Below are 20,547 nucleotides of genomic sequence, written 5' to 3'. Positions count from 1 at the left end.
ATCCTTTATCGGGATGCTTTTTTATTATTATTAATTTCTATTATATATTAAAATTTTATTATTTTTAATTATTAAAAATGACTTTCATAAATTGATTTTAAGACAATTTTTTTGTTTCTCCGACTCAATTTATATCTTTTAAATTTTCTTCAAAATAAAGGCTTTATATTAGTTTTAATGGTCTTTTTTAATAGTTTTTTGTGTTGTTAACTTTGTTTTGTTAATAAAGTAGTATCTTTATAATTAATAACGCTAATTTTTAAGTATCATGGCAAGTAACACTGGAAATACCATTTTAGCACTTTTAACAGGAGCTGCTATTGGAGCAGGCATTGGAATTTTATTTGCTCCCGACAAAGGAATTAATACACGAAGAAAAATTCGTGAAGGAGTTGATGAAGCTAAAGATAATTTAAATGAAAAATTTTCTGAGGTTTCTGAAAAACTGATTGAAAAGGCTTTTTTAACAAAAGATAATTTCGATGAAAATTTCGAAAATTTTGTTTCTAATGCAAGTCATAAAACGGAAGACTTAATTACCTTACTAGAAGAAAAATTGGCGGCTTTAAAAGTAAAGAATGCTAAATTTCAAAAATAATTTATAGTATGGCTTTAGACGATCTAAAAGAAAAAACGGAAGATATTCAGGAACAATTTCAGGCTTATATAGAAAGCAATGCAGCTTACTATAAACTTTGGGGTTTCAAAGTAACTATGAAGTCTACTACCATGATTTTGAAGTTTTCTTTATTACTACTTTGTTTCTCTATGGTTTTGCTGTTTTGTTCTATTGCAGCCGCTTTAGCAATTGGTACTTATTTAGATAGTAATGCTTTAGGTTTTTTAGCTGTAGGTTCTTTTTATCTTTTACTTACTTTTGGAATCTTTATGATTAAAGATAAAATTGTTGAAGGACCAATTTTAGAGAAGTTTTCAGAAATCTTTTTTAACGATTAAATTATGGAGCCAAAAAAATATGCATCTTATGCAGAGATTGATCGTGATTTAGAAATTTTGAAATTGGAAAAAGAAATTCATTATCAAAAATTACTTCTTAGTATTCAAAAGACTAAAGAAAGTTTTGAACCTCAAAATATTATCAATAGTTATTTAGGTTCTTTTAAATCAACTATTTCAAATAATTACGTACAAATCATACAAACAGCCCTTCCTTACATTATTGGTTGGTTTATTAATAGAAAAAGAGGCAATTAAGCCTCTTTTTTTTGATTATACTTCTTCTGAATTTGTTTCTTGATTTTCTTCAGGTGCTTGCGGTTTTGCAACTTCTTTTGGTTTAACGCGTTCCGTTTTTTTCATCATTTGTCCTACTTGACTCGAAGCAGAGAAGGAGGCAATCATATTATTCAACATATCACTTCCGGCTTGTGGAGAGTTTGGTAATAATATTAAGTTAGAATTAGCATCTGCACCAATGGCTTGTAAGGTATCATAGTGTTGTGTAACAACAATTAAGGCCGATGCTTCTTGAGAATTAATACCAACATTGTTTAAAACCTCGACACTTTCTACAAGTCCACGAGCAATTTCTCTTCTTTGATCTGCTATACCTTGTCCTTGCAATTTCTTGCTTTCTGCTTCTGCTTTTGCTTTTGCTACAATTCGTATTCTTTGTGCTTCTGATTCAAATTCTGCTGCTGTTTTTTCTCTATCGGCAGCATTAATTCTGTTCATTGCATTTTTTACCTGAATATCAGGATCAATATCAGTAACTAAAGTGTTGATAATATCGTATCCGTAAGTAGTCATAGCTTCGTTCAATTCTCTTTTTACTGCTATGGCAATATCATCTTTTCTTACGAAAACATCGTCTAATATTAATTTTGGTACTTCTGCACGAACTACATCAAACACATAAGCTGTAATTTGATCGTGTGGAAATTCTAGTTTATAAAATGCTTCATAGACCTTATCTTGAATTACTTTGAACTGTACCGAAACTTTCATTTTGATAAAAACGTTATCCTTTGTTTTGGTTTCAATAAGTACATCAAGTTGTTGAATTCTAAGATTTACTCTTCCCGCAACTCTGTCTATAATTGGAATTTTGAGTTGTAAACCAGAGTTTCTAATGCTTGTAAATTTTCCAAAACGTTCAATAACTACTGCTGTTTGTTGTTTTACAGTAAAGAAGGAAGACAATAAAATTAATAATCCGAAGACTAGTAACACAATTAAAATAGGATTCATAATTCTTTTTTTAAGATTAGTTACTGTTTATACGTAAGAATACTTTTAATGTTACAAAAAAAATAGCTCTCCATTTGGAGAGCTATCTTTTACAAAGTTGTTATGGCTTTTTGTATTCTTTTTATTGTTTCCTCTTTTCCAATGAGTTCTACTATATCAAATAGGTGAGGACCTTTTAATGCACCAACTAAACATAATCGGAAAGGTTGCATAATTTTCCCCATTCCAATTTCATTTTCAGTCATCCAACTTTTTACAATTGTTTCGATTGAATTGGATGTGAAATCTGTAATATTTTCCAAGATTTTTATTAATTCAAGCATTAATCCTGGTGTTTCTTCTTTCCAATTTTTAGCTGCTTTTTCGTCATATTGGGTAGGGGCTTCAAAAAAGAAAACACTTAAATCCCAAAATTCATTTACAAAATGAGCTCTTTCTTTGATTAAAGAAACAATTTTAGTCAATTTATCGATTGCTATTGCTTCAATTTTTCCTGTATTTTCAGCAACAATTAGTTGGAATTGTTTGGCTAATTCTTCATCAGATTTTTGTATCAAATATTGGTGATTGAACCATTTGTTTTTCTCAGGATCAAATTTTGCACCAGCTTTATGTACTCTTTTTAAATCAAATGTTTGAGCTAATTCCTCTAAACTAAATAGTTCTTTTTCGGTTCCATCATTCCATCCTAACAAAGCCAAAAAGTTTACAACAGCTTCTGGGAAAAATCCTTTTTCTCTGTATCCTGATGAGATACCTTCTTCCGTTTTCCATTCTAATGGAAACACTGGAAATCCCATTTTATCACCATCTCTTTTAGATAATTTACCATTTCCAATTGGTTTTAGGATTAAAGGCAAATGAGCAAATTCTGGAGCATCCCAACCAAAGGCACGATACAGCATTACGTGTAACGGCATTGATGGTAACCATTCTTCACCTCTAATTACGTGTGACGTTTCCATTAAATGATCATCTACAATGTTTGCTAAATGATACGTTGGCATTCCATCACTTTTAAAAAGTACTTTATCGTCTAATAAGCTAGTTTCAAATTTTACATCCCCGCGAATACTATCTTTTAGATGTAATGTTTCATTTATAGGCGTTTTAAAACGTATAACGAAATCTTCTTTGTTAGCTATTCTTTTTGCTGTTTCTTCTTTTGATAGTACTAGAGAGGTATCTAGTTTTTCACGAATAGTATGATTGTATATAAATGTTTTACCTTCAGCTTCGTACTGTTTTCTTATCGTATCTAATGCTTCTGCAGTATCAAATGCATAATAGGCATTACCTGTTGCAATTAATTGATCAGCATATTGTTTGTATAGTTCTTTTCTTTCGCTTTGTCTGTAGGGTCCAAATTTTTCATTTTTTCCAACGGTTTCTTCTGGCGCAATTCCTAACCATTCAAGTGCTTCCATTATATATTCTTCCGCACCTTCAACAAAACGTGTTTGATCTGTATCTTCTATTCTCAAATAGAAAGTTCCCTTATTTTTTTTTGCAAATAAGTAGTTAAAAAGGGCTGTTCTTACCCCACCTATATGTAATGGTCCTGTTGGACTTGGTGCAAACCGCACGCGTACTGGTTTTGACATTTTCTCAATATTTTTTTGCAAATATACGATTTTAGTCTCCTTTATGGTTTTACTGGTGTTGCTAACCAAGCTTTTCATTCTTTTTTTAATTTTATAAATCATATAAAATTGTACTTTTATGGGTTATATCATCAATTTTATTCATTGTGAATACATCGACAATCATATATCAGAAATTAGAAGCGTTTGTAAAGAAATTTTATACTAATGAGCTATTACGTGGAACGTTATTATTCATTGGTTTTGGTCTCTTGTATTTCTTATTTACTCTTTTTATTGAGTATTTTTTATGGTTGCAACCAGCGGCTAGAACTTTTTTGTTTTGGACTTTTATTCTTGTTGAATTTTATTTACTGACCCGTTTTATTGCTTTTCCAATCTTTAAACTTTTTAAGTTGAAAGAAGGTATTTCTTACCTTGTAGCATCCAAGATTATTGGTAGTCATTTTCCAGAAGTGAGTGATAAATTGCTTAATTTTCTTCAATTATCGCAAAATTCAGATGCTAATTCAGAACTTTTGTACGCATCCATTGAACAAAAATCTCAAAATTTAGCACCCATTCCTTTTGGAAGAGCAATTAATTTTGGTGAAAATAAGCGGTATTTGCCCATTGCATTAATTCCACTATTTTTTCTTTTACTTTTTTTTATTTCTGGAAATAGTAGCATCATTTCTCAAAGTTTAAATCGTGTTATTCATTATAAGGCATCTTTTGTAAAACCAGCACCATTTAGTTTGGTAATAGAAAACCCTAGCTTAGTTGTACAGCAGAATACAGATTTTGTTTTAAAAGTTAAAGCTGTAGGAACTGTATTACCTGAAAACATACTTGTTTTCATTGGTGATGAAAGTTATTTTATGGAAAATATTGGTTCTGGTGTATTTCAATATAAAATTGCATCACCATCTGAATCTGTTGTCTTTCATCTAGAGGCCAATTCTGTCGTTTCACAAGATTATGAGTTGAATGTAATTAATGTTCCATCAATTTCTAGTTTTCAAATGCAACTTAGTTTTCCAAGTTATTTAAAAAGGAAAACCGAAGTAATTAAGGGTACTGGAAATGCTGTTATTCCTGAAGGGACTGTTGTTCGTTGGAAAATTGTTGGTTCTTCAACAGAATCTATACTTTATAATTCAGGTCAAGTTACTACACAGTTTCTTACTGTTGATAATGCTTTTGTTTTATCAAAAAAAATTAATCAAAATACAGATTATCAAGTTATTACATCTAATAAAAATCTTAAAAATTTCGAAAAACTACAGTACCAATTAGCTATTATTAAGGATCAATATCCTTCTATAGATGTTGTACAAGCTCCTGATAGTCTTAAGGTTGATAAAAGTTTCTTTTTAGGAAAAATTGCGGATGATTATGGTTTTTCAAAACTCCAAATAGTTTACTATGAAAAAGGAAAACCTACTACTGCCAAACGTGGAACATTAAATACGAATGCTGGTGTTTTCGATCAATTTGTATTTTCTTTCCCTGGTAATTTAGCTGTTAAAGAAGGTATTCCTTACGATTTCTACTTTGAGGTCTTTGATAATGATGCTATTCATCAATTTAAAAGATCCCGTTCCATAATTTTTAGTAATCGCGTTAGTACTCAATCAGAGAAGGAGGATGCTATTATCGAACAACAAAATTCCAATTTAAATAGTTTAGAAAAGGCTTTGCAAAAACAAGCTAAACAGTTTTCTGAACTAGAAAAGTTAAATAAAGTTTCTAAAGAGAAGAAAGATCTCGAGTTTAAGGACCAACAAATGGTAACTGATTTTATTAAAAAACAAGAGCAACAAGATCAATTAATGAAATCTTTTTCAGAAAAAATCAAAGAAAATTTAAACAAAGAAAATGCTAATGATAAAGATAAAATTAGTGAAACATTAGAAAAAAGATTAGATAAAGTTACCGAATCTATTGATAAAAACAAGCAATTGTTGGAGGATCTTAAGGAGTTAAATGACAAATTGAATAATGAGGAACTTCAGGAAAAGTTGCAACAATTTAAACAATTCAACAAAAATCAAGTCAAGACATTAGAGCAATTGGTTGAACTTACGAAGCGTTATTATGTTGATAAAAAGGCGAACCAAATTGCTGACAAACTTGATAAGTTATCTAACGAACAGAATAAATTAGCTACAGATAAAGATAATAATGCTGATCGTCAAGATAAAATCAATAAAGATTTTAATGCTTTAGAACAACAATTAAAAGATGTTTTAAATGAAAATAGGAGTCTCAAATCTCCTATGGATATTCCAAACACTAAAGAATTAGAACAAAACATCAAACAAGATTTAGAGATTGCTAAAGAACAATTGAATAAAAATAGTACTTCTAAAGCGCAAAACTCTCAAAAGAATGCAGCTCAAAATATGAAGAAAATGAGTACTCAATTGAAAGATGCAATGGCTACTGGTGAACAAGAACAATTACAAGAAGACATTAAAATGTTACGTCAAGTACTTGATAATTTATTGTCTTTTTCCAATTCACAAGAAGACCTTATGAAATCTTTTACATCCACAAAAGTAGGTTCCTCGTCATACAACAAGAATTTAAAAATACAACAAAATTTAAAACTACAATTTAAACATATTGATGATTCTTTGTTTGCTATGTCTCTCCGCAATCCTAAAATTGCTGAAGAAGTTACTAAAGAGTTAGGTAATGTTCAGTACAATGTTGATAATGCCATTGATAAATTAGGTAATGGTATTGTTTCAAGAGGTGTTTCTCATCAGCAATTCAGTGTGGCTTCTGCTAACAAATTGGCTGATTTTTTAAGCGAGGCTTTACATAATATGCAGATGGATTTATCGGGTAAGAGTGGTGGTAACCCAAAACCTGGGCAGGGTAAAGGCATGCAATTACCAGATATTATTTCAAAACAAAAAGGCATAGGTGAAAAAATGAGACAACAAATGAAGGGTGAAGGAAAGAGTTCTAGTGATGGTTCTTCTGGTCAAAAAAGTAGTAAGAATGAAAGTCAAGATGACGATGGTACTAATGGTGAAGGAGATGCTAAAGCCATTATGGAGATTTATAAAGAGCAGCAACAATTACGAGATGCATTGCAGAATGAGTTGAATAGAGTAGGGATGAATAGCAAAGGAAATGCTGCTTTAGAACAAATGAAACAAGTTGAAAAACAACTCTTAAATAAAGGTTTTAAGAATGAAGTACTGCAAAGAGTCCTCAATTTAAACCATGAATTATTAAAACTTGAAACTGCATTACAACAGCAAGGACAAGATTCAAAACGTCAATCTGAGACTAATCTTAAGTCTTTTTCAAATCCAACTAAACAGTTGCCGGCTAACTTACTTCAATATATAAATAGTATAGAAATATTAAACAGACAATCACTACCTTTGCGTTCCAATTTTAACCAAAAGGTTCAAGAATATTTTAATAAGAATGATTGATTTTAATTTTGAAACGGATTTTATTTTAGATAATGAGTCAGCTTATTCTAAATGGTTGTCAAGAGTGATTGTCTCCGAAAACAAAAAAGAAGGTGAGATTACTTATATTTTTTGTGATGATGAGTACTTGCATAATATCAATGTTGAGTATTTAGATCATGATACTTTGACAGACATTATAAGTTTTGATTATAGTCTAGGAAATGAATTGAATGGAGACATATTTATTTCTATTGAACGTGTTCGAGATAACGCTTTAGATTTTAACGTTCCTTTTGGAGAAGAATTAAAACGTGTGATGGTTCATGGTATTCTTCATTATTGTGGTTATAAAGACAAGTCAGAAGAAGATGAATTAGTAATGCGTCAAAAAGAAGATGAAAAAATTAAACTGTTTCACGTGGAACAGTAGCCGGTTGAGTTTGTTTTGTTTTATTTGAAACAAAATTTAAATATATTTTTTAAGTGTTCCACGTGAAACCTTTTGTTTTCGTTTCACGTGGAACATTTTTAGATTTTAATTTTACTATTATGTTTTTAAACGAGTACGATGTAATTGTTGTTGGTGCTGGACATGCTGGTTCTGAAGCCGCTGCTGCTGCTGCAAATTTGGGTTCCAAAACGCTTTTGGTGACCATGAGTCTTCAAAATATTGCCCAAATGTCTTGTAATCCTGCTATGGGTGGAATTGCCAAAGGACAAATTGTCCGGGAGATAGATGCGTTGGGAGGCTACTCTGGTATTGTTTCTGACAAGACAGCAATTCAGTTCAAAATGTTGAATAAATCAAAAGGTCCAGCTATGTGGTCGCCACGAGTTCAAAGTGATCGTATGCGTTTTGCAGAAGAATGGCGATTGATGTTGGAGCGTACTCCTAATCTTGATTTTTATCAAGAAATGGTTAGTGGATTAATAATTGAAGCGGGTAAGATTAAAGGGATTAAAACTTCATTAGGTGTTGAAATTCGTTCTAAAGCTGTGGTTTTAACCAATGGCACTTTTTTGAACGGATTGATTCATATTGGTGAAAAACAATTTGGCGGAGGTAGAGCAGGGGAGAGTGCTGCTTATGGAATCACTGAGGATTTAGTTAAAGTAGGTTTTGAGTCTGGGCGTATGAAAACAGGAACACCGCCAAGAGTAGATGGTCGTTCTTTGAACTATTCCAAGATGAATGAAGAGAAAGGTGATGCGCGTCCAGATAAATTTTCTTATTCAGACGAAACTGCGCCTCTTGTAAACCAACGCTCTTGTTATATGACGTATACCTCAAATGAGGTGCATGCTATTTTAAGAGAAGGATTTGATCGTTCTCCTATGTTTAATGGAAGAATTAAAAGTTTAGGTCCACGTTATTGTCCATCCATTGAAGACAAAATCAATCGCTTTGCTGATAAAGAGAGACACCAACTTTTCATTGAACCAGAAGGGTGGCATACTTGTGAAGTATATGTTAATGGTTTTTCTACCTCTTTACCAGAAGACATCCAATTTAAAGCCTTACGTTCTGTTGCTGGTTTTGAAAATGTGAAATTCTTTAGACCAGGTTATGCTATCGAGTATGATTATTTTCCACCCACGCAATTAAAACATACTTTAGAAACAAAATTAATTGACGGTTTGTATTTCGCAGGTCAAATTAATGGTACTACTGGTTATGAAGAAGCTGCTTCGCAAGGATTGATGGCTGGTATCAATGCGCATTTGAAAATTAATGAAAAAGCGCCTTTAATTTTGAAACGTGATGAAGCCTATATTGGGGTGCTTATTGACGACTTAATTACCAAAGGTACTGAGGAACCTTATCGTATGTTTACGTCTCGTGCGGAGTACAGAACGTTACTTCGTCAAGATAATGCAGATTTTAGGTTGACACCTTTGTCGTTTGAAATTGGTTTGGCTTCAGAAAAGCGTTTGCGTCGAATGGAACATAAATTAAATGAATCTGAAAAAATGGTTGCTTTTTTTAAAGAAACAAGCGTAACCGTTGCAGAAACTAACCCAATTTTAGAAGCTAAAGAATCCGCATTGATTTCTCAAGGAGATAAAATGTTTAAAATTTTCTCTCGCCCCCAAATAGAGTTAGAAGATATTTTGAAATTTGAAAAAGTTAAATCCTATATTGAACACAATAATTTAGATCAAGAAATTTTAGAACAAGCAGAAATTCAGGTTAAGTATTCTGGATATATAGAGAAGGAAAGAAATAACGCAGATAAACTTTCTCGTCTAGAAGAAGTAAAGATTCCTGAAAATTTCGATTATTCGAAGATTAAATCCATGTCTATTGAAGCAAGGCAGAAATTAGAAAAAATACGTCCAGTTACTATTTCGCAAGCTTCACGTATTAGTGGTGTGTCGCCAAGTGATATTTCAGTACTTTTGATTTATATGGGACGTTAAACCTGTATTGCCTTTAATCGATGTGTGTTTTGTTCCACGTGAAACCAAATTTTATAGTATATCACTATTGCTCTTAAAGAGCAATAGTTTTTTATTAAACCCACCTACTCATGACTATAGTATCAAAAAAACATTTTCTTACCGTAAAAGATTATTCCGTTTCTCAAGAAGTATTCGATTTGTATCACGACGAAGCTTTGGACATGTTGATCACACAGCCACAGCCTAGTTTAGAAAATTTAGGGAAGTATTATGAAAGTGTAGATTATATTTCTCATACAGATTCGAAAAGGAGTTTGTTTGAAAGAGCCTATCATTTCGTAAAAGGAATTGCTTTAAAAAATAAATTGCAATTGATCAATACCGAACAATCTTCAAAAGGGCAACTTTTGGATATTGGTGCTGGGACTGGAGATTTTTTGTTAGTGGCTCAAAAAGATGGTTGGAAAACTATTGGAATTGAACCCAATCAAAAAGCCAAAACCATTGCAGAAGGTAAGGGTATTTCTTTTGTACATGACACGACCCAATTGGCTTCAGAAAGTTTTGATTGTATCACGATGTGGCATGTATTAGAACACGTACCTGATTTAGATTTTCAAATTAAAGAATTAAAGCGATTATTAAAGCCAACAGGGACATTAATTGTTGCAGTACCCAATTTTAAATCTTTTGACGCTACTTATTATCAAAATTTTTGGGCAGCTTATGATGTACCCATTCATTTTTGGCATTTTTCTAAACAATCAATTCAAATGCTTTTTCAAAAAGAAAACATGTCGCTAAAGAAAATTCTACCAATGAAATTTGATTCTTTCTATGTGAGTTTATTATCTGAAAAGTACAAAACAGGAAAAATGAATTTTATAAGAGCTTTTTTTATTGGTTTACGTTCAAATTGGAAAGGAAGACAAAACAAGGAGTATTCCTCACACATTTATGTACTCCAAAACGCTTAAAAACGATTTTTAGCCGTTTTAAGCGTTAATTTTGAACAAGACCAACCAAGAAGATGTCTTTTTTAAAATGTTTTCGCATTTTGAAGCTATTGAATTCAATTTTAATCAAGTATTCTTATAGAATAATATCCTTTAATAATAAAAATTGATATAATTAAAATTAGGGCATTTTGGAAACTTTCTGTTGATGCTAACTATTTTTTTATATTTTTGTCTCAAATCATAAAAAATAAAAGTAACACCAATGAAAAAATCATTACTTATCCTTGCCATCGCTATTGCGTTTGTGTCTTGTGATAAAAAAGCAGAAGTAAAAGAAGTAAAAACGGCATATGTGGACACTTCTGAATTAATGAAAGAATATACCGAAGCAAAAGATCTTGAAGCCAAATACAAAGCCCAAGCTCAAGAAAAAGGCCGTCAATTAGAAGCTGAGATTAATCGTTTCAAACAAGAGGCAGCTAATTTTCAAGCCCAAGCTCAAGCTAATGGTCAAGAATGGGCTCAGAAAAAAGGTGCTGAATTGCAACGAAGAGAGCAACAATTAGGTTATGCTCAACAAGCTTTAACGCAGCAATTACAAATGGAAAGCGGTAAAGAGATGGACTCTTTAGTAAGCGGTGTGAAAAAATTTATTAAAGCCTATGGTAAAGAAAAAGGATATGCTTATATTTATGGAACTGGTGATGCTGCTTCAATTTTGTATGCAGAAGATAAATTTGATATCACCAAAGATATTATCAAAGCATTGAATGAAAAATACAAAGCTGCTGGTTCCAAAGAAGAAAAGCCGGCCCCTAAAAAATAATACCTGTTAAGCATTCTAAAAACCTTCATTCTTGCGATTGAAGGTTTTTTTTTGGATATAATTGCTACTTTTGTTAAATTATTTTTTACGATTTCGTTTTTTTTGATATTTTAATTTTTTATTTATACGCCATATGCAATCTTTATCTCAAGCCGCCAATTTTACGCTACAATTTATCAATCAAACCAATCGATCTGTTTTTCTCACGGGAAAAGCCGGTACTGGGAAAACCACTTTACTACGAGAAATTATCAACACTACACACAAAAATACTGTAGTAGTAGCACCTACAGGAATAGCAGCCCTAAATGCTAATGGTGTTACCATACATTCAATGTTTCAATTACCTTTTGGAGCTTTTATTCCTGATTATTCTGAACCACAGTTTTTGGAAAACTCTAAATTTGAAACTAAAGCTACTTTAAAACGCCATTTTAAGATGGGCGGACTTAAACAAGCTGTGATTCGAAATATGGAGCTGCTTATCATTGATGAAGTCAGTATGCTGCGTGCTGATTTGTTAGACGCCATAGATTTCATGTTGCAAAACGTTCGTAAAAATTCTAAACCCTTTGGAGGGGTTCAAATTTTATTTATAGGAGATTTACTACAATTACCTCCTGTTGTTAAAGATGAAGAATGGCGTATTTTGAGTTCTTATTATCAAGGAAAATTCTTTTTTCATTCGCAAGTATTGCTTCAAAATCCTCCCTTGTATATTGAGCTCTCTCATATATATCGTCAGACAGATGATCGTTTTATTTCGGTTTTAAATCATTTGCGCAATAATGAAATTACGAAAGAAGATATTCAAATTTTAAATCAATATGTGCAACCTAATTTTGATTTTAAAGCCAATAAAGGCTACATCTGTATAACAACACACAATAGTAAAGCAGATTGCATAAATACAGATTCTTTGAAAGAATTGAAGGGCAAACTATTTCACTTTTATCCAGAAATTACTGGAGATTTTCCTGAGAAAATTTATCCTTTAGAATCTCAATTAGAATTAAAAGAGGGTGCCCAAATCATGTTTGTCAAAAATGATTTGTCATTTGATAAACACTATTTTAACGGAAAGATGGGTATTATTTCTTCATTAACCGATAAAGAAATTAGGGTGCATTTTCCTGAAGAAAATAAAACTATCGAAGTTGAAAAGTATCAATGGCAAAATATTCGTTATAAAGTTGATCCTTTAACCAAAGAAATAGAAGAAGAAGTTTTGGGTACCTATGTACAGTATCCTATCAAATTGGCATGGGCGATTACGGTTCATAAAAGTCAAGGATTGACGTTTGACAAAGCTGCACTTGATGTATCGCAAGTTTTTTTGCCAGGGCAAGCCTATGTTGCTCTTTCGCGTTTACGTTCGTTAGAAGGGCTTATTTTGCTTTCTCCGCTACGAATGAATGGTATTTCGAACAATCAAGATGTAATGGACTATGCCCAAAATAAGGCCAACGAAACGTATTTGCAATCCGCTTTGCAATTAGAAACTAAGAATTTTATACTTGAGTATTTGTGTACTGCATTCGATTGGAAGGATTTGGCTCAAGATTGGCGCAATCATTATTTCAGTTATGGTGAGAATACAAAAGTTTCTCTAAAATCTAAAAATGCAATTTGGGCAAAGCAACAAACGGAGATGATGGAACAGCTAGTAGTGCCTGCATCAAAATTTATTTTTCATTTGAGAAATTTATTTGCTGCTGAAACCGTTGATTTGAATCATATTTTGGAAAGGGTTAATGCTGCGTATACTTATTTTTGGAAACCAATGGATATATTGCTAGAGGAGTTGCTTTGGAAATTAGAAGAAGCCCGACACAGTAAAAAAACTAAAGGTATTTGCGAGGAATTAACTCATTTAGAAGACTTACAATCTAAAGCGCTTTTAAAGCTTATGAAAGCACAACTTTTGGTTGCCACTGTGGTTGCTGGAGAACCAATTTCAAAGGAAAAGCTATCTTCTCCTGAAATTAAAAATTACGTTTCCCACAAAAATGATAAAGTAAAAAGCGCTTTTAATGAACATTATGCCCATTTAATGAAACAGGAGACTTCTACTAGAGGTAATACAACAAAGAAAAAAGGAAGCAATACACAAAAGAAAAATTCGGTTGAAGCAACGCATGCTTTGTGGTTAGAAAATAAAAGCATAACTGAAATTGCATTACTTCGAAAGTTGACAAAAGAAACTATTTTATCGCACATAAATAAGTTTATCAGCCATAAAAAAAAATAAAGCGGGAATAGTTTTACAAGAGTATAAATTCTAAGTACTCTCTGAGATTTTTATGGATATAATGAAGAAACTTCGATTATAAATACCATTAGTAGATCGTTGATTGAAAAAAAAACCTATTCGTTTGTGGAATAGGTTTTTTTGATTTTATAAACTTTGAATCAAAATCCAAGCATCAGGATTGTGTTCTTCTATAATTTGTTTTTGTGCTTTTTGTGCTTCAGCAAAAGTAGCGAAACTTCCATAAATTACGGGGAATAGTCCGCTTTTGTTTTCAGGGATTCTTTTGGCTTCGTAACCAAGTTTTTTTAAAGTTCTAAGCTCTTTATTGGCGTTTTCTTCACTTCTGTAAGCACCTGCCATAATATGATATTTAAGCGAACTTACTTCTTTTTTGGTAGCGGTGTTTACAGCAAGTGTTACTGTTGGTATAGGACTCTCAATAAAAAAAGTAGCTTCTTGAATTTTGTTTTGCACTTTTTTCTGAACCGAAGTTTCCACTAAAAGGGTCTCGTTTTCAATTTGTTTTTGATAAATACTATACCCTACACTAGAGGTAATCCCTAAACCTAATACAAAAATGGCTGCATAACGTAAAAATGGATAGCGATGACTTCTAGTTGCTTCCTCTTCTTCTTCTGAAGCTAAAGTAAGGGAATGTTGAATAACGGGTTCTACTACCAAAGTTTTCGCCTCCACTGCTTTTTCGAAGAGTTCTCTTTTAACCTTAGGAGAAACAAACGGACTTAGTCCAAAAGAACTAGTCAAGTAATTGTTGCTGTCTTCAGCAGTGAACACCAAGTTAGCATCGGCATTTAATCGAAACGTACCAATGTTTTTAAAGGAAAGTACACCCTGTGTTTCCAATCTTTTCTTCCAATTAAAAACTTCAAATTGAATGGCACTTACGGCATAATCATAAGAAGTTTTTTCCGCAAGGGCAATATGATTTGCTAATAAACCATCATTGTTTTTTAAATTCGCATTAAACGAAATCATTTTTTTGGGTGGAAAAAAAGAAGTGGTACTTTCTTGCAATTGTGCGGATTGAGTTTCGGTTAAAAAAGCACCAAACCCTGGTACGGCTACACATTGGTAACGGTATAAAAGCTGAGAGATGTATTGTTCGATTTTCATGTTAACAAAGTTAGCCATCCAAAATAGTTATCAAAATTTTATTCACAATTTTTATTAACAAATTCGATAAAATTTTATACTTTTCACTTTCAATTACTTATAGATACACATTTCAAAAAGTAAAATTTCAACATCCCATAAAAGGACAAGTTTTTTTAATATTTATATGCCAAAATCAAAACTATACGCATGACCGAAACCTCATTATTGTCACTTTTAGCCCTTCAAAGCATAGAAGGAGTAGGCGATATTCTCGCCAAAAAATTAATCCATCATTTTGGCGATGCCGAGTCGGTTCTCAAAGCCAAATCCCATCAATTGGCAGCGATTGACGGGATAGGAGCCATTTTGCTCAAGAATATGAAAAACCGAAGCATTTATCAAAAAGCGGAAAGCGAACTCAATTTTATTCAAAATAACGGGATCTCGGTGGCCTATTTTCAAGAGGAGAACTATCCAGAACGGTTGAAACATTGCTTTGATAGTCCGTTGTTGTTGTTTTCTGCAGGTAACCTCAATGTAAATCAGCAGAAAATCATTAGCATAGTAGGAACACGACAAATCACTTCCAACGGAACAGAGTTTTGCAAGAAATTCATTGAAGATTTAGCGCCTCTTAACCCTCTAATTGTAAGTGGTTTTGCTTATGGAGTAGATATTGTAGCCCATCAAGTGGCTATGGATTTTGGCTTACAAACCATTGGTGTTTTGGCGCATGGCTTGAATCAAATCTATCCCAAAACCCATAAAAAATACATGGCCAAAATGGAGCAAAATGGTGGTTTTTTGACCGAGTTTTGGAGCAGTTCCAATCCTGATAAAGAGAATTTCGTGCGCCGTAATCGCATTGTTGCTGGAATGAGTGAGGCCACCATAGTCATAGAATCGGCAGAAAAAGGGGGTTCGTTGATCACCGCCACTATGGCCAACGATTATAACCGTGATGTTTTTGCCGTACCGGGTCGTGTTTCTGATAAATACAGTCAAGGATGCAACACCTTAATCAAAACCCAAAAAGCCCAACTCCTCACCAGCGCAGCTGATTTAGTGTACCACCTTAATTGGGACTTGAAAATTGAAACCAAATCGGTTCAAAAACAATTGTTTGTTTCTTTAGAGCCCGAAGAGCAAAAAATCTACGATTATCTTTTGCAATCCGGTAAAGAAATGCTCGATAGCATTGCCATAGATTGTCAATTGCCTACCTTCAAACTTTCGAGTTTACTCTTGAATATGGAACTCAAAGGCGTCATTCGTCCTTTACCAGGGAAATTATTTGAGGCAATTTAGTTATGATTTTTTATTTGGGCGTGCCCCGACGTAAAAACTTCGGGTCGGGCTGTACGTTCCCGCTTCCCGATGAAAAATCGGGAGAGCTCCACTGCCATCCCAATGTCATTAAGTTAAGAGATTTTAGATTGAAGATTAACGATTCTTGATTTTAGATTTTGGAGCAAGTGAGTAAAAATTAAATGATTTTCAGCATCTTAAACATCAGCAATCAAAAATCGTTAATCAAAAATCAGCAATCATTTTATCATTTAACCCTTAACTTAATGACATTGACTTCACGCAAATCCCGATCTTAACTTATAATTTTCATTTTTCTTCACAATAAATCATACTTTTGAAATAAAAATCAAATATGAAGTTATATGCTATAGAAACCGGAAATTTTAAGCTCGACGGAGGTGCCATGTTTGGCGTGGTGCCCAAAACCATTTGGAACAAAACCAATCCCGCCGATGCAAATAATTTGATAGACATTGCTGCGCGTTGTTTGTTAATCGAAGACGGCAATCGCTTGATTTTGATTGATACAGGAATGGGCAACAAACAATCCGACAAGTTTTTTGGATACTATTCGCTTTGGGGTAGTCATTCTATGGACGCTTCCTTGGCAAAGCACGGTTTTCATCGCGACGATATAACTGATGTTTTTATGACCCATTTACATTTCGACCATTGCGGAGGAAGCATTCAGTGGAATAAAGACAGAACAGGCTATGAACCCGCTTTCAAGAACGCCAAATTTTGGACCAACGAAAACCATTGGCAATGGGCCACACAACCCAATGCGCGCGAAAAAGCGTCCTTTCTGTCTGAAAACATTTTGCCCATGCAAGAAAGTGGGCAATTGAATTTTATCCAGCGTCCCGAAGGTGATTTTGGTGCAGCATCCGAAATGGGTTTTGACATTTTCTACGCCGACGGCCACACCGAAAAACAAATGCTGCCCCACATTTCATACAACGGAAAAACCATCGTTTTTTGTGCCGATTTGTTAGCAACTGCTGGTCATATTCCTTTGCCTTATGTGATGGGCTACGACACTCGCCCATTGCTCACGATGCCCGAAAAAAACAAAGTACTCACCGCCGCTGCCGATCATAACCACTTTTTGTTCTTAGAACACGATGCCCATAACGAAATCATCACGGTGCAGCACACCGAAAAGGGCGTTCGATTAAAAGAAATTTTTAAATGTGAAGAAGTGTTGTAAACGATTATTTGGATACAAAAAAAAGGCTATTTCAATTTTGAAATAGCCTTTTTAAATTTCAATTGAAATGATTTTAACCCATTTGCTCAATGCACAAACTCACCACTGAAAAAATCCCAACACCCCACATAAATGGCGATATTTCTTTGGTTTTGTTCGTAAGTAAGGCTATTATTACGTAACTTGAAAAGCCATATGCGATTCCATTACTGATGCTGTACGTTAATGGCATTAAAATGATGGTTAGAAAAGCCGGAACTGCGATATGTAAGTCTGAAAAATCAATTTTAGATAAATGTTTGGCCATAAAAATCCCAACTAAGATCAAGGCAGGGGCAGTGGCGTATACTGGTACTAAAGCAATAATAGGAGAAAAAAACAAGGCTAATGCAAAAAAAAGCGCCACAAATACAGCGGTTAATCCGGTTTTGGCACCATTGGCAATTCCTGCAGCCGATTCTATGAAAGTCACAGTATTACTGGTTCCTAAAATTCCACTGGCCATGGCGGCAATTCCATCGGCTTCGAGTACTTTTTTGAGATGTGGCATTTTTCCATTTTTGTTGACCAAATTGGCTTCATAGGAGCAAGCAATTGCCGTTCCAATGGAATCAAACAAACTCACAAAAAGAAACGAAAAAATGGCTGATGCAAAACTGAACTTCAATACATTAATTATGTTTAATTGTCCAAAAATAGGTTCTATTGAAGGTGGCAAGGCTACAATTGAAGTCGGCAATTCTCCCATAGCAGGATCAAACCAAAAGCCCAAAACCGATCCAAAAATAATTCCAATTAAAATAGATCCTTTTATGTGGTATATTTCAAGAATAACGGTCAATAATAAGGTGGCCAATCCGATGAGTAAAGCCGGTGAAAAAGAACCAATAGTAACTAATGTTTCGGGATGTGAAACCACCAAACCAATTTGCTTTAATCCGATAAAAGCTATAAAAAAACCAACTCCGCATCCAATAGCAATTTGTAAAGATGCTGGAATGGCATCAACTATTTTGTGCCGTATACCAAAAAGCGAAATAATGGTAAAAAACACACCAGATAAGAACACTACTCCTAAAGCGTCTTGCCATGCCATGCCTTGCCCCAAAACCAAAGTAAAAGCAAACATCGCATTCAAACCCATGCCTGGTGCCATAGCAAAGGGAACATTGGCCCATAAACCAACTAACAATGTACCGAAAATAGCGGCAATGCAGGTTACTGTTATTAATGCTTCTTTAGGCATACCCGTTAAAGCAAGAATATTTGGATTCACAAATATGATATAAGCCATAGCCAAAAAAGTAACCAGGCCCCCCATAAATTCTTGTTGTACGGAAGTATTTCTTTCTTTAAGTTTAAAAAAGTGATCTAATTTATTCATAATCATAGTGTAAATAATTGAATACGGTTTTACAAAACTACAATTTTCAACTTGCTTGTATTCCATTTTTACTTAAAATTAACCCTTGTTTTCAAATGGATACTTGTTTTGTTATATCGTTTTTATAAAATTAGTAGGGACTTTTTTTAAGAATCACAAAAAACAGTTAATTAAAGCGTGTTTTATTAAATGCTTCTATTAATTTTAGGGCCTAATAAATAATCAAAGTATTCATGAAAAAAATAAAATATACCCAATGGGCTTTGGCACTAGCTTTAGCCTTTTGTTTATCGGCTAATGCCCAAACAGCTAAAACCTTTACGGCTAAAAAAGGAAAATTAACTGAGCAACAATTGCAACGTTGGTCGCATTTAGATTTGGCGAAGGACAGCATTCCTGGGATGAGCGTCGACAAAATGTATGCGGAGTTAATCAAAGATAAAAAAGGAAAAAAAGTCATTGTGGGAATCATCGATTCTGGAGTGGATATTGAGCACGAAGACTTAAAATCAGTGCTTTGGACCAACAAAAATGAAATTGCAGGTAACGGTATTGACGATGATAAGAATGGGTTTATCGACGATGTGCACGGTTGGAATTTCTTGGGCAACGATTTGCACGAAACTTTAGAAATGACGCGTATTGTCAAAAAAGGCGATGATGGTTCAGCTACTTACAAGCAAGCCAAAGCAGCCTATGACAAAAAATATGCAGAGGCAATGCAAGGCAAGCAACAAGTTGATTTTATTTTAAAAAATGATTTGGAAGTGCAAAAGCATTTGCAAAAAAAACAATACTCTTTAGAAGAAGTAAAAGCCATCGAAACCGTTGCCGCTGATTTAATGAATGCCAAAGCGGTAATGTCGCAAATCTTAACAAACGCCGGAAGCAATTATTTTGAAGAAATCGAAGAATACCGAAAGTACGTGTACGATCAATTGAACTACAATTTGAATTTGGAGTTGGACGGACGTAAAGCGGTTGGAGACAATCCAGACGACATCAAAAACACCAAATACGGAAACAATATTGTTTTTGGTCCAGACAAAGAAGAGGCCTTACACGGAACTCACGTTGCGGGGATTGTTGCACAAACACGAAACAACAATTTAGGCGGAGATGGAATTGCTAACAATGTTGAAATTATGACCATTCGTGCCGTTCCAGACGGAGATGAATATGATAAAGATATTGCTTTGGCTATTCGTTATGCGGTAGACAATGGCGCTAAAGTCATCAACGGAAGTTTTGGAAAAAGTTTTTCACCACACAAGCAATGGGTGTATGACGCTATCAAATACGCTGAGAAAAAGGATGTGCTTTTTGTACACGCAGCGGGCAATGATGGACTTAATATAGATTTAGCCGAAAATGCTAATTTCCCGAACGATTCAGACGATAACAAAATAGAATTTGCTTCGAATGTAATCACAGTAGGTGCTTTAAACTATAACTATGGCGAAGGAGTAATTGCTGGTTTTTCTAATTATGGCGCTTTCAATGTAGATGTTTTTGCTCCAGGTGAAGAAATCTATGCAACCATCCCGAATAACAAATTCAAATATTTGCAAGGAACCTCAATGGCTTCTCCAAATGTAGCGGGTGTAGCGGCAATGATTCGTTCTTATTTTCCAAAATTATCCGCCAAGCAAGTAAAACAAATCTTGATGAGTTCTGGAACACCATTACCATCAAAAGTAGTTGTTGGCGAAAAGAAGGAATTGAAAAACGCTGCTGAAGTAGGCAAATCGGCTTCGATGGTCAATGCTTATAATGCTTTTAAAATGGCAGAGCAATTGAGTAAAAACCCAAAAGCAAAATTGAAAATCCAAGGATAAAACCTTGAA

General features: G+C 33.7%; 16 protein-coding genes. 12 read left to right on the top strand and 4 right to left on the bottom strand.

What is annotated here, in order from left to right; genetic code table 11:
- Nucleotides 1-268 precede the first annotated feature (268 nt).
- From ACSVH5_RS13070 to ACSVH5_RS13060, 3 genes are read left to right on the top strand one after another with little or no spacing between them, the layout of a single operon-like run.
- A complete protein-coding gene (locus ACSVH5_RS13070; RefSeq protein WP_438061855.1) occupies nucleotides 269-598 on the top strand; it encodes a YtxH domain-containing protein in 330 nt (109 codons plus the stop codon).
- An 8-nt stretch (nucleotides 599-606) separates the two neighbouring features.
- Complete coding sequence (locus tag ACSVH5_RS13065) at nucleotides 607-957, top strand: competence protein (protein WP_438061854.1); 351 nt, start codon at nucleotides 607-609, stop codon at nucleotides 955-957.
- Between the two features lie 3 nt (nucleotides 958-960).
- On the top strand, nucleotides 961-1,215 hold the full coding sequence (locus ACSVH5_RS13060; protein ID WP_438061853.1) for a DUF6327 family protein: 255 nt from the start codon (nucleotides 961-963) through the stop codon (nucleotides 1,213-1,215).
- 15 nt (nucleotides 1,216-1,230) lie between these two features.
- Here ACSVH5_RS13060 and ACSVH5_RS13055 read toward each other — a convergent pair whose 3' ends face one another.
- Together ACSVH5_RS13055 and gltX are read right to left on the bottom strand one after the other, a co-directional pair.
- Nucleotides 1,231-2,211, bottom strand: a complete 981-nt coding sequence (locus ACSVH5_RS13055) for an SPFH domain-containing protein (RefSeq protein ID WP_438061852.1) — start codon at nucleotides 2,209-2,211, stop codon at nucleotides 1,231-1,233.
- A gap of 89 nt (nucleotides 2,212-2,300) precedes the next feature.
- Nucleotides 2,301-3,815: a glutamate--tRNA ligase gene (gene gltX / locus ACSVH5_RS13050; RefSeq protein ID WP_438061851.1), complete on the bottom strand. Its 1,515-nt coding sequence runs from the start codon at nucleotides 3,813-3,815 to the stop codon at nucleotides 2,301-2,303.
- Between the two features lie 146 nt (nucleotides 3,816-3,961).
- Between gltX and ACSVH5_RS13045 the strand changes: the two genes are divergently transcribed.
- The 6 genes from ACSVH5_RS13045 to ACSVH5_RS13020 all read left to right on the top strand — a co-directional run bounded on the left by ACSVH5_RS13045 (nucleotide 3,962) and on the right by ACSVH5_RS13020 (nucleotide 13,676).
- Nucleotides 3,962-7,255, top strand: coding sequence for a hypothetical protein (locus ACSVH5_RS13045; protein ID WP_438061850.1), 3,294 nt, complete (start codon nucleotides 3,962-3,964; stop codon nucleotides 7,253-7,255).
- Complete coding sequence (gene ybeY, locus ACSVH5_RS13040) at nucleotides 7,248-7,667, top strand: rRNA maturation RNase YbeY (protein WP_438061849.1); 420 nt, start codon at nucleotides 7,248-7,250, stop codon at nucleotides 7,665-7,667. Before ACSVH5_RS13045 ends, ybeY begins: the two co-directional genes overlap by 8 nt.
- 119 nt (nucleotides 7,668-7,786) lie before the next feature.
- Entirely contained in the window at nucleotides 7,787-9,658 is a 1,872-nt protein-coding gene (gene mnmG / locus ACSVH5_RS13035) for a tRNA uridine-5-carboxymethylaminomethyl(34) synthesis enzyme MnmG (RefSeq protein WP_438061848.1), read from the top strand.
- 110 nt (nucleotides 9,659-9,768) lie between these two features.
- On the top strand, nucleotides 9,769-10,617 hold the full coding sequence (locus ACSVH5_RS13030) for a class I SAM-dependent methyltransferase (RefSeq protein WP_438061847.1): 849 nt from the start codon (nucleotides 9,769-9,771) through the stop codon (nucleotides 10,615-10,617).
- Between the two features lie 244 nt (nucleotides 10,618-10,861).
- Complete coding sequence (locus tag ACSVH5_RS13025; RefSeq protein ID WP_438061846.1) at nucleotides 10,862-11,425, top strand: OmpH family outer membrane protein; 564 nt, start codon at nucleotides 10,862-10,864, stop codon at nucleotides 11,423-11,425.
- Between the two features lie 133 nt (nucleotides 11,426-11,558).
- Nucleotides 11,559-13,676, top strand: coding sequence for an AAA family ATPase (locus ACSVH5_RS13020; protein ID WP_438061845.1), 2,118 nt, complete (start codon nucleotides 11,559-11,561; stop codon nucleotides 13,674-13,676).
- A gap of 147 nt (nucleotides 13,677-13,823) precedes the next feature.
- Here ACSVH5_RS13020 and ACSVH5_RS13015 read toward each other — a convergent pair whose 3' ends face one another.
- The gene (locus ACSVH5_RS13015; RefSeq protein WP_438061844.1) at nucleotides 13,824-14,813 is read right to left on the bottom strand and encodes an SPOR domain-containing protein; all 990 of its coding nucleotides are present in this window, start codon (nucleotides 14,811-14,813) and stop codon (nucleotides 13,824-13,826) included.
- Nucleotides 14,814-15,002: 189 nt separating this feature from the next.
- On the opposite strand from ACSVH5_RS13015, the gene dprA reads away from it, so the two are divergent.
- The gene (dprA, locus tag ACSVH5_RS13010) at nucleotides 15,003-16,103 is read left to right on the top strand and encodes a DNA-processing protein DprA (RefSeq protein ID WP_438061843.1); all 1,101 of its coding nucleotides are present in this window, start codon (nucleotides 15,003-15,005) and stop codon (nucleotides 16,101-16,103) included.
- Between the two features lie 355 nt (nucleotides 16,104-16,458).
- Complete coding sequence (locus ACSVH5_RS13005; protein WP_438061842.1) at nucleotides 16,459-17,316, top strand: MBL fold metallo-hydrolase; 858 nt, start codon at nucleotides 16,459-16,461, stop codon at nucleotides 17,314-17,316.
- A gap of 73 nt (nucleotides 17,317-17,389) precedes the next feature.
- On the opposite strand, the gene ACSVH5_RS13000 is transcribed toward ACSVH5_RS13005, so the two are convergent.
- Nucleotides 17,390-18,766 (bottom strand): NCS2 family permease, encoded by a 1,377-nt coding sequence (locus ACSVH5_RS13000; RefSeq protein WP_438061841.1) that lies wholly within the window; start codon nucleotides 18,764-18,766, stop codon nucleotides 17,390-17,392.
- Nucleotides 18,767-18,933: 167 nt separating this feature from the next.
- On the opposite strand from ACSVH5_RS13000, the gene ACSVH5_RS12995 reads away from it, so the two are divergent.
- The gene (locus tag ACSVH5_RS12995) at nucleotides 18,934-20,538 is read left to right on the top strand and encodes a S8 family peptidase (RefSeq protein ID WP_438061840.1); all 1,605 of its coding nucleotides are present in this window, start codon (nucleotides 18,934-18,936) and stop codon (nucleotides 20,536-20,538) included.
- The last annotated feature ends 9 nt before the right edge of the window (nucleotides 20,539-20,547 follow it).

The sequence above is a fragment of the Flavobacterium sp. RSSA_27 genome, from assembly GCF_051547125.1.
In the GTDB taxonomy this organism is placed as follows: Bacteria; Bacteroidota; Bacteroidia; order Flavobacteriales; family Flavobacteriaceae; genus Flavobacterium.
The sequence above is the reverse complement of the archived record's forward strand: the minus strand, read 5'-3'. Positions and strand labels throughout refer to the sequence as shown.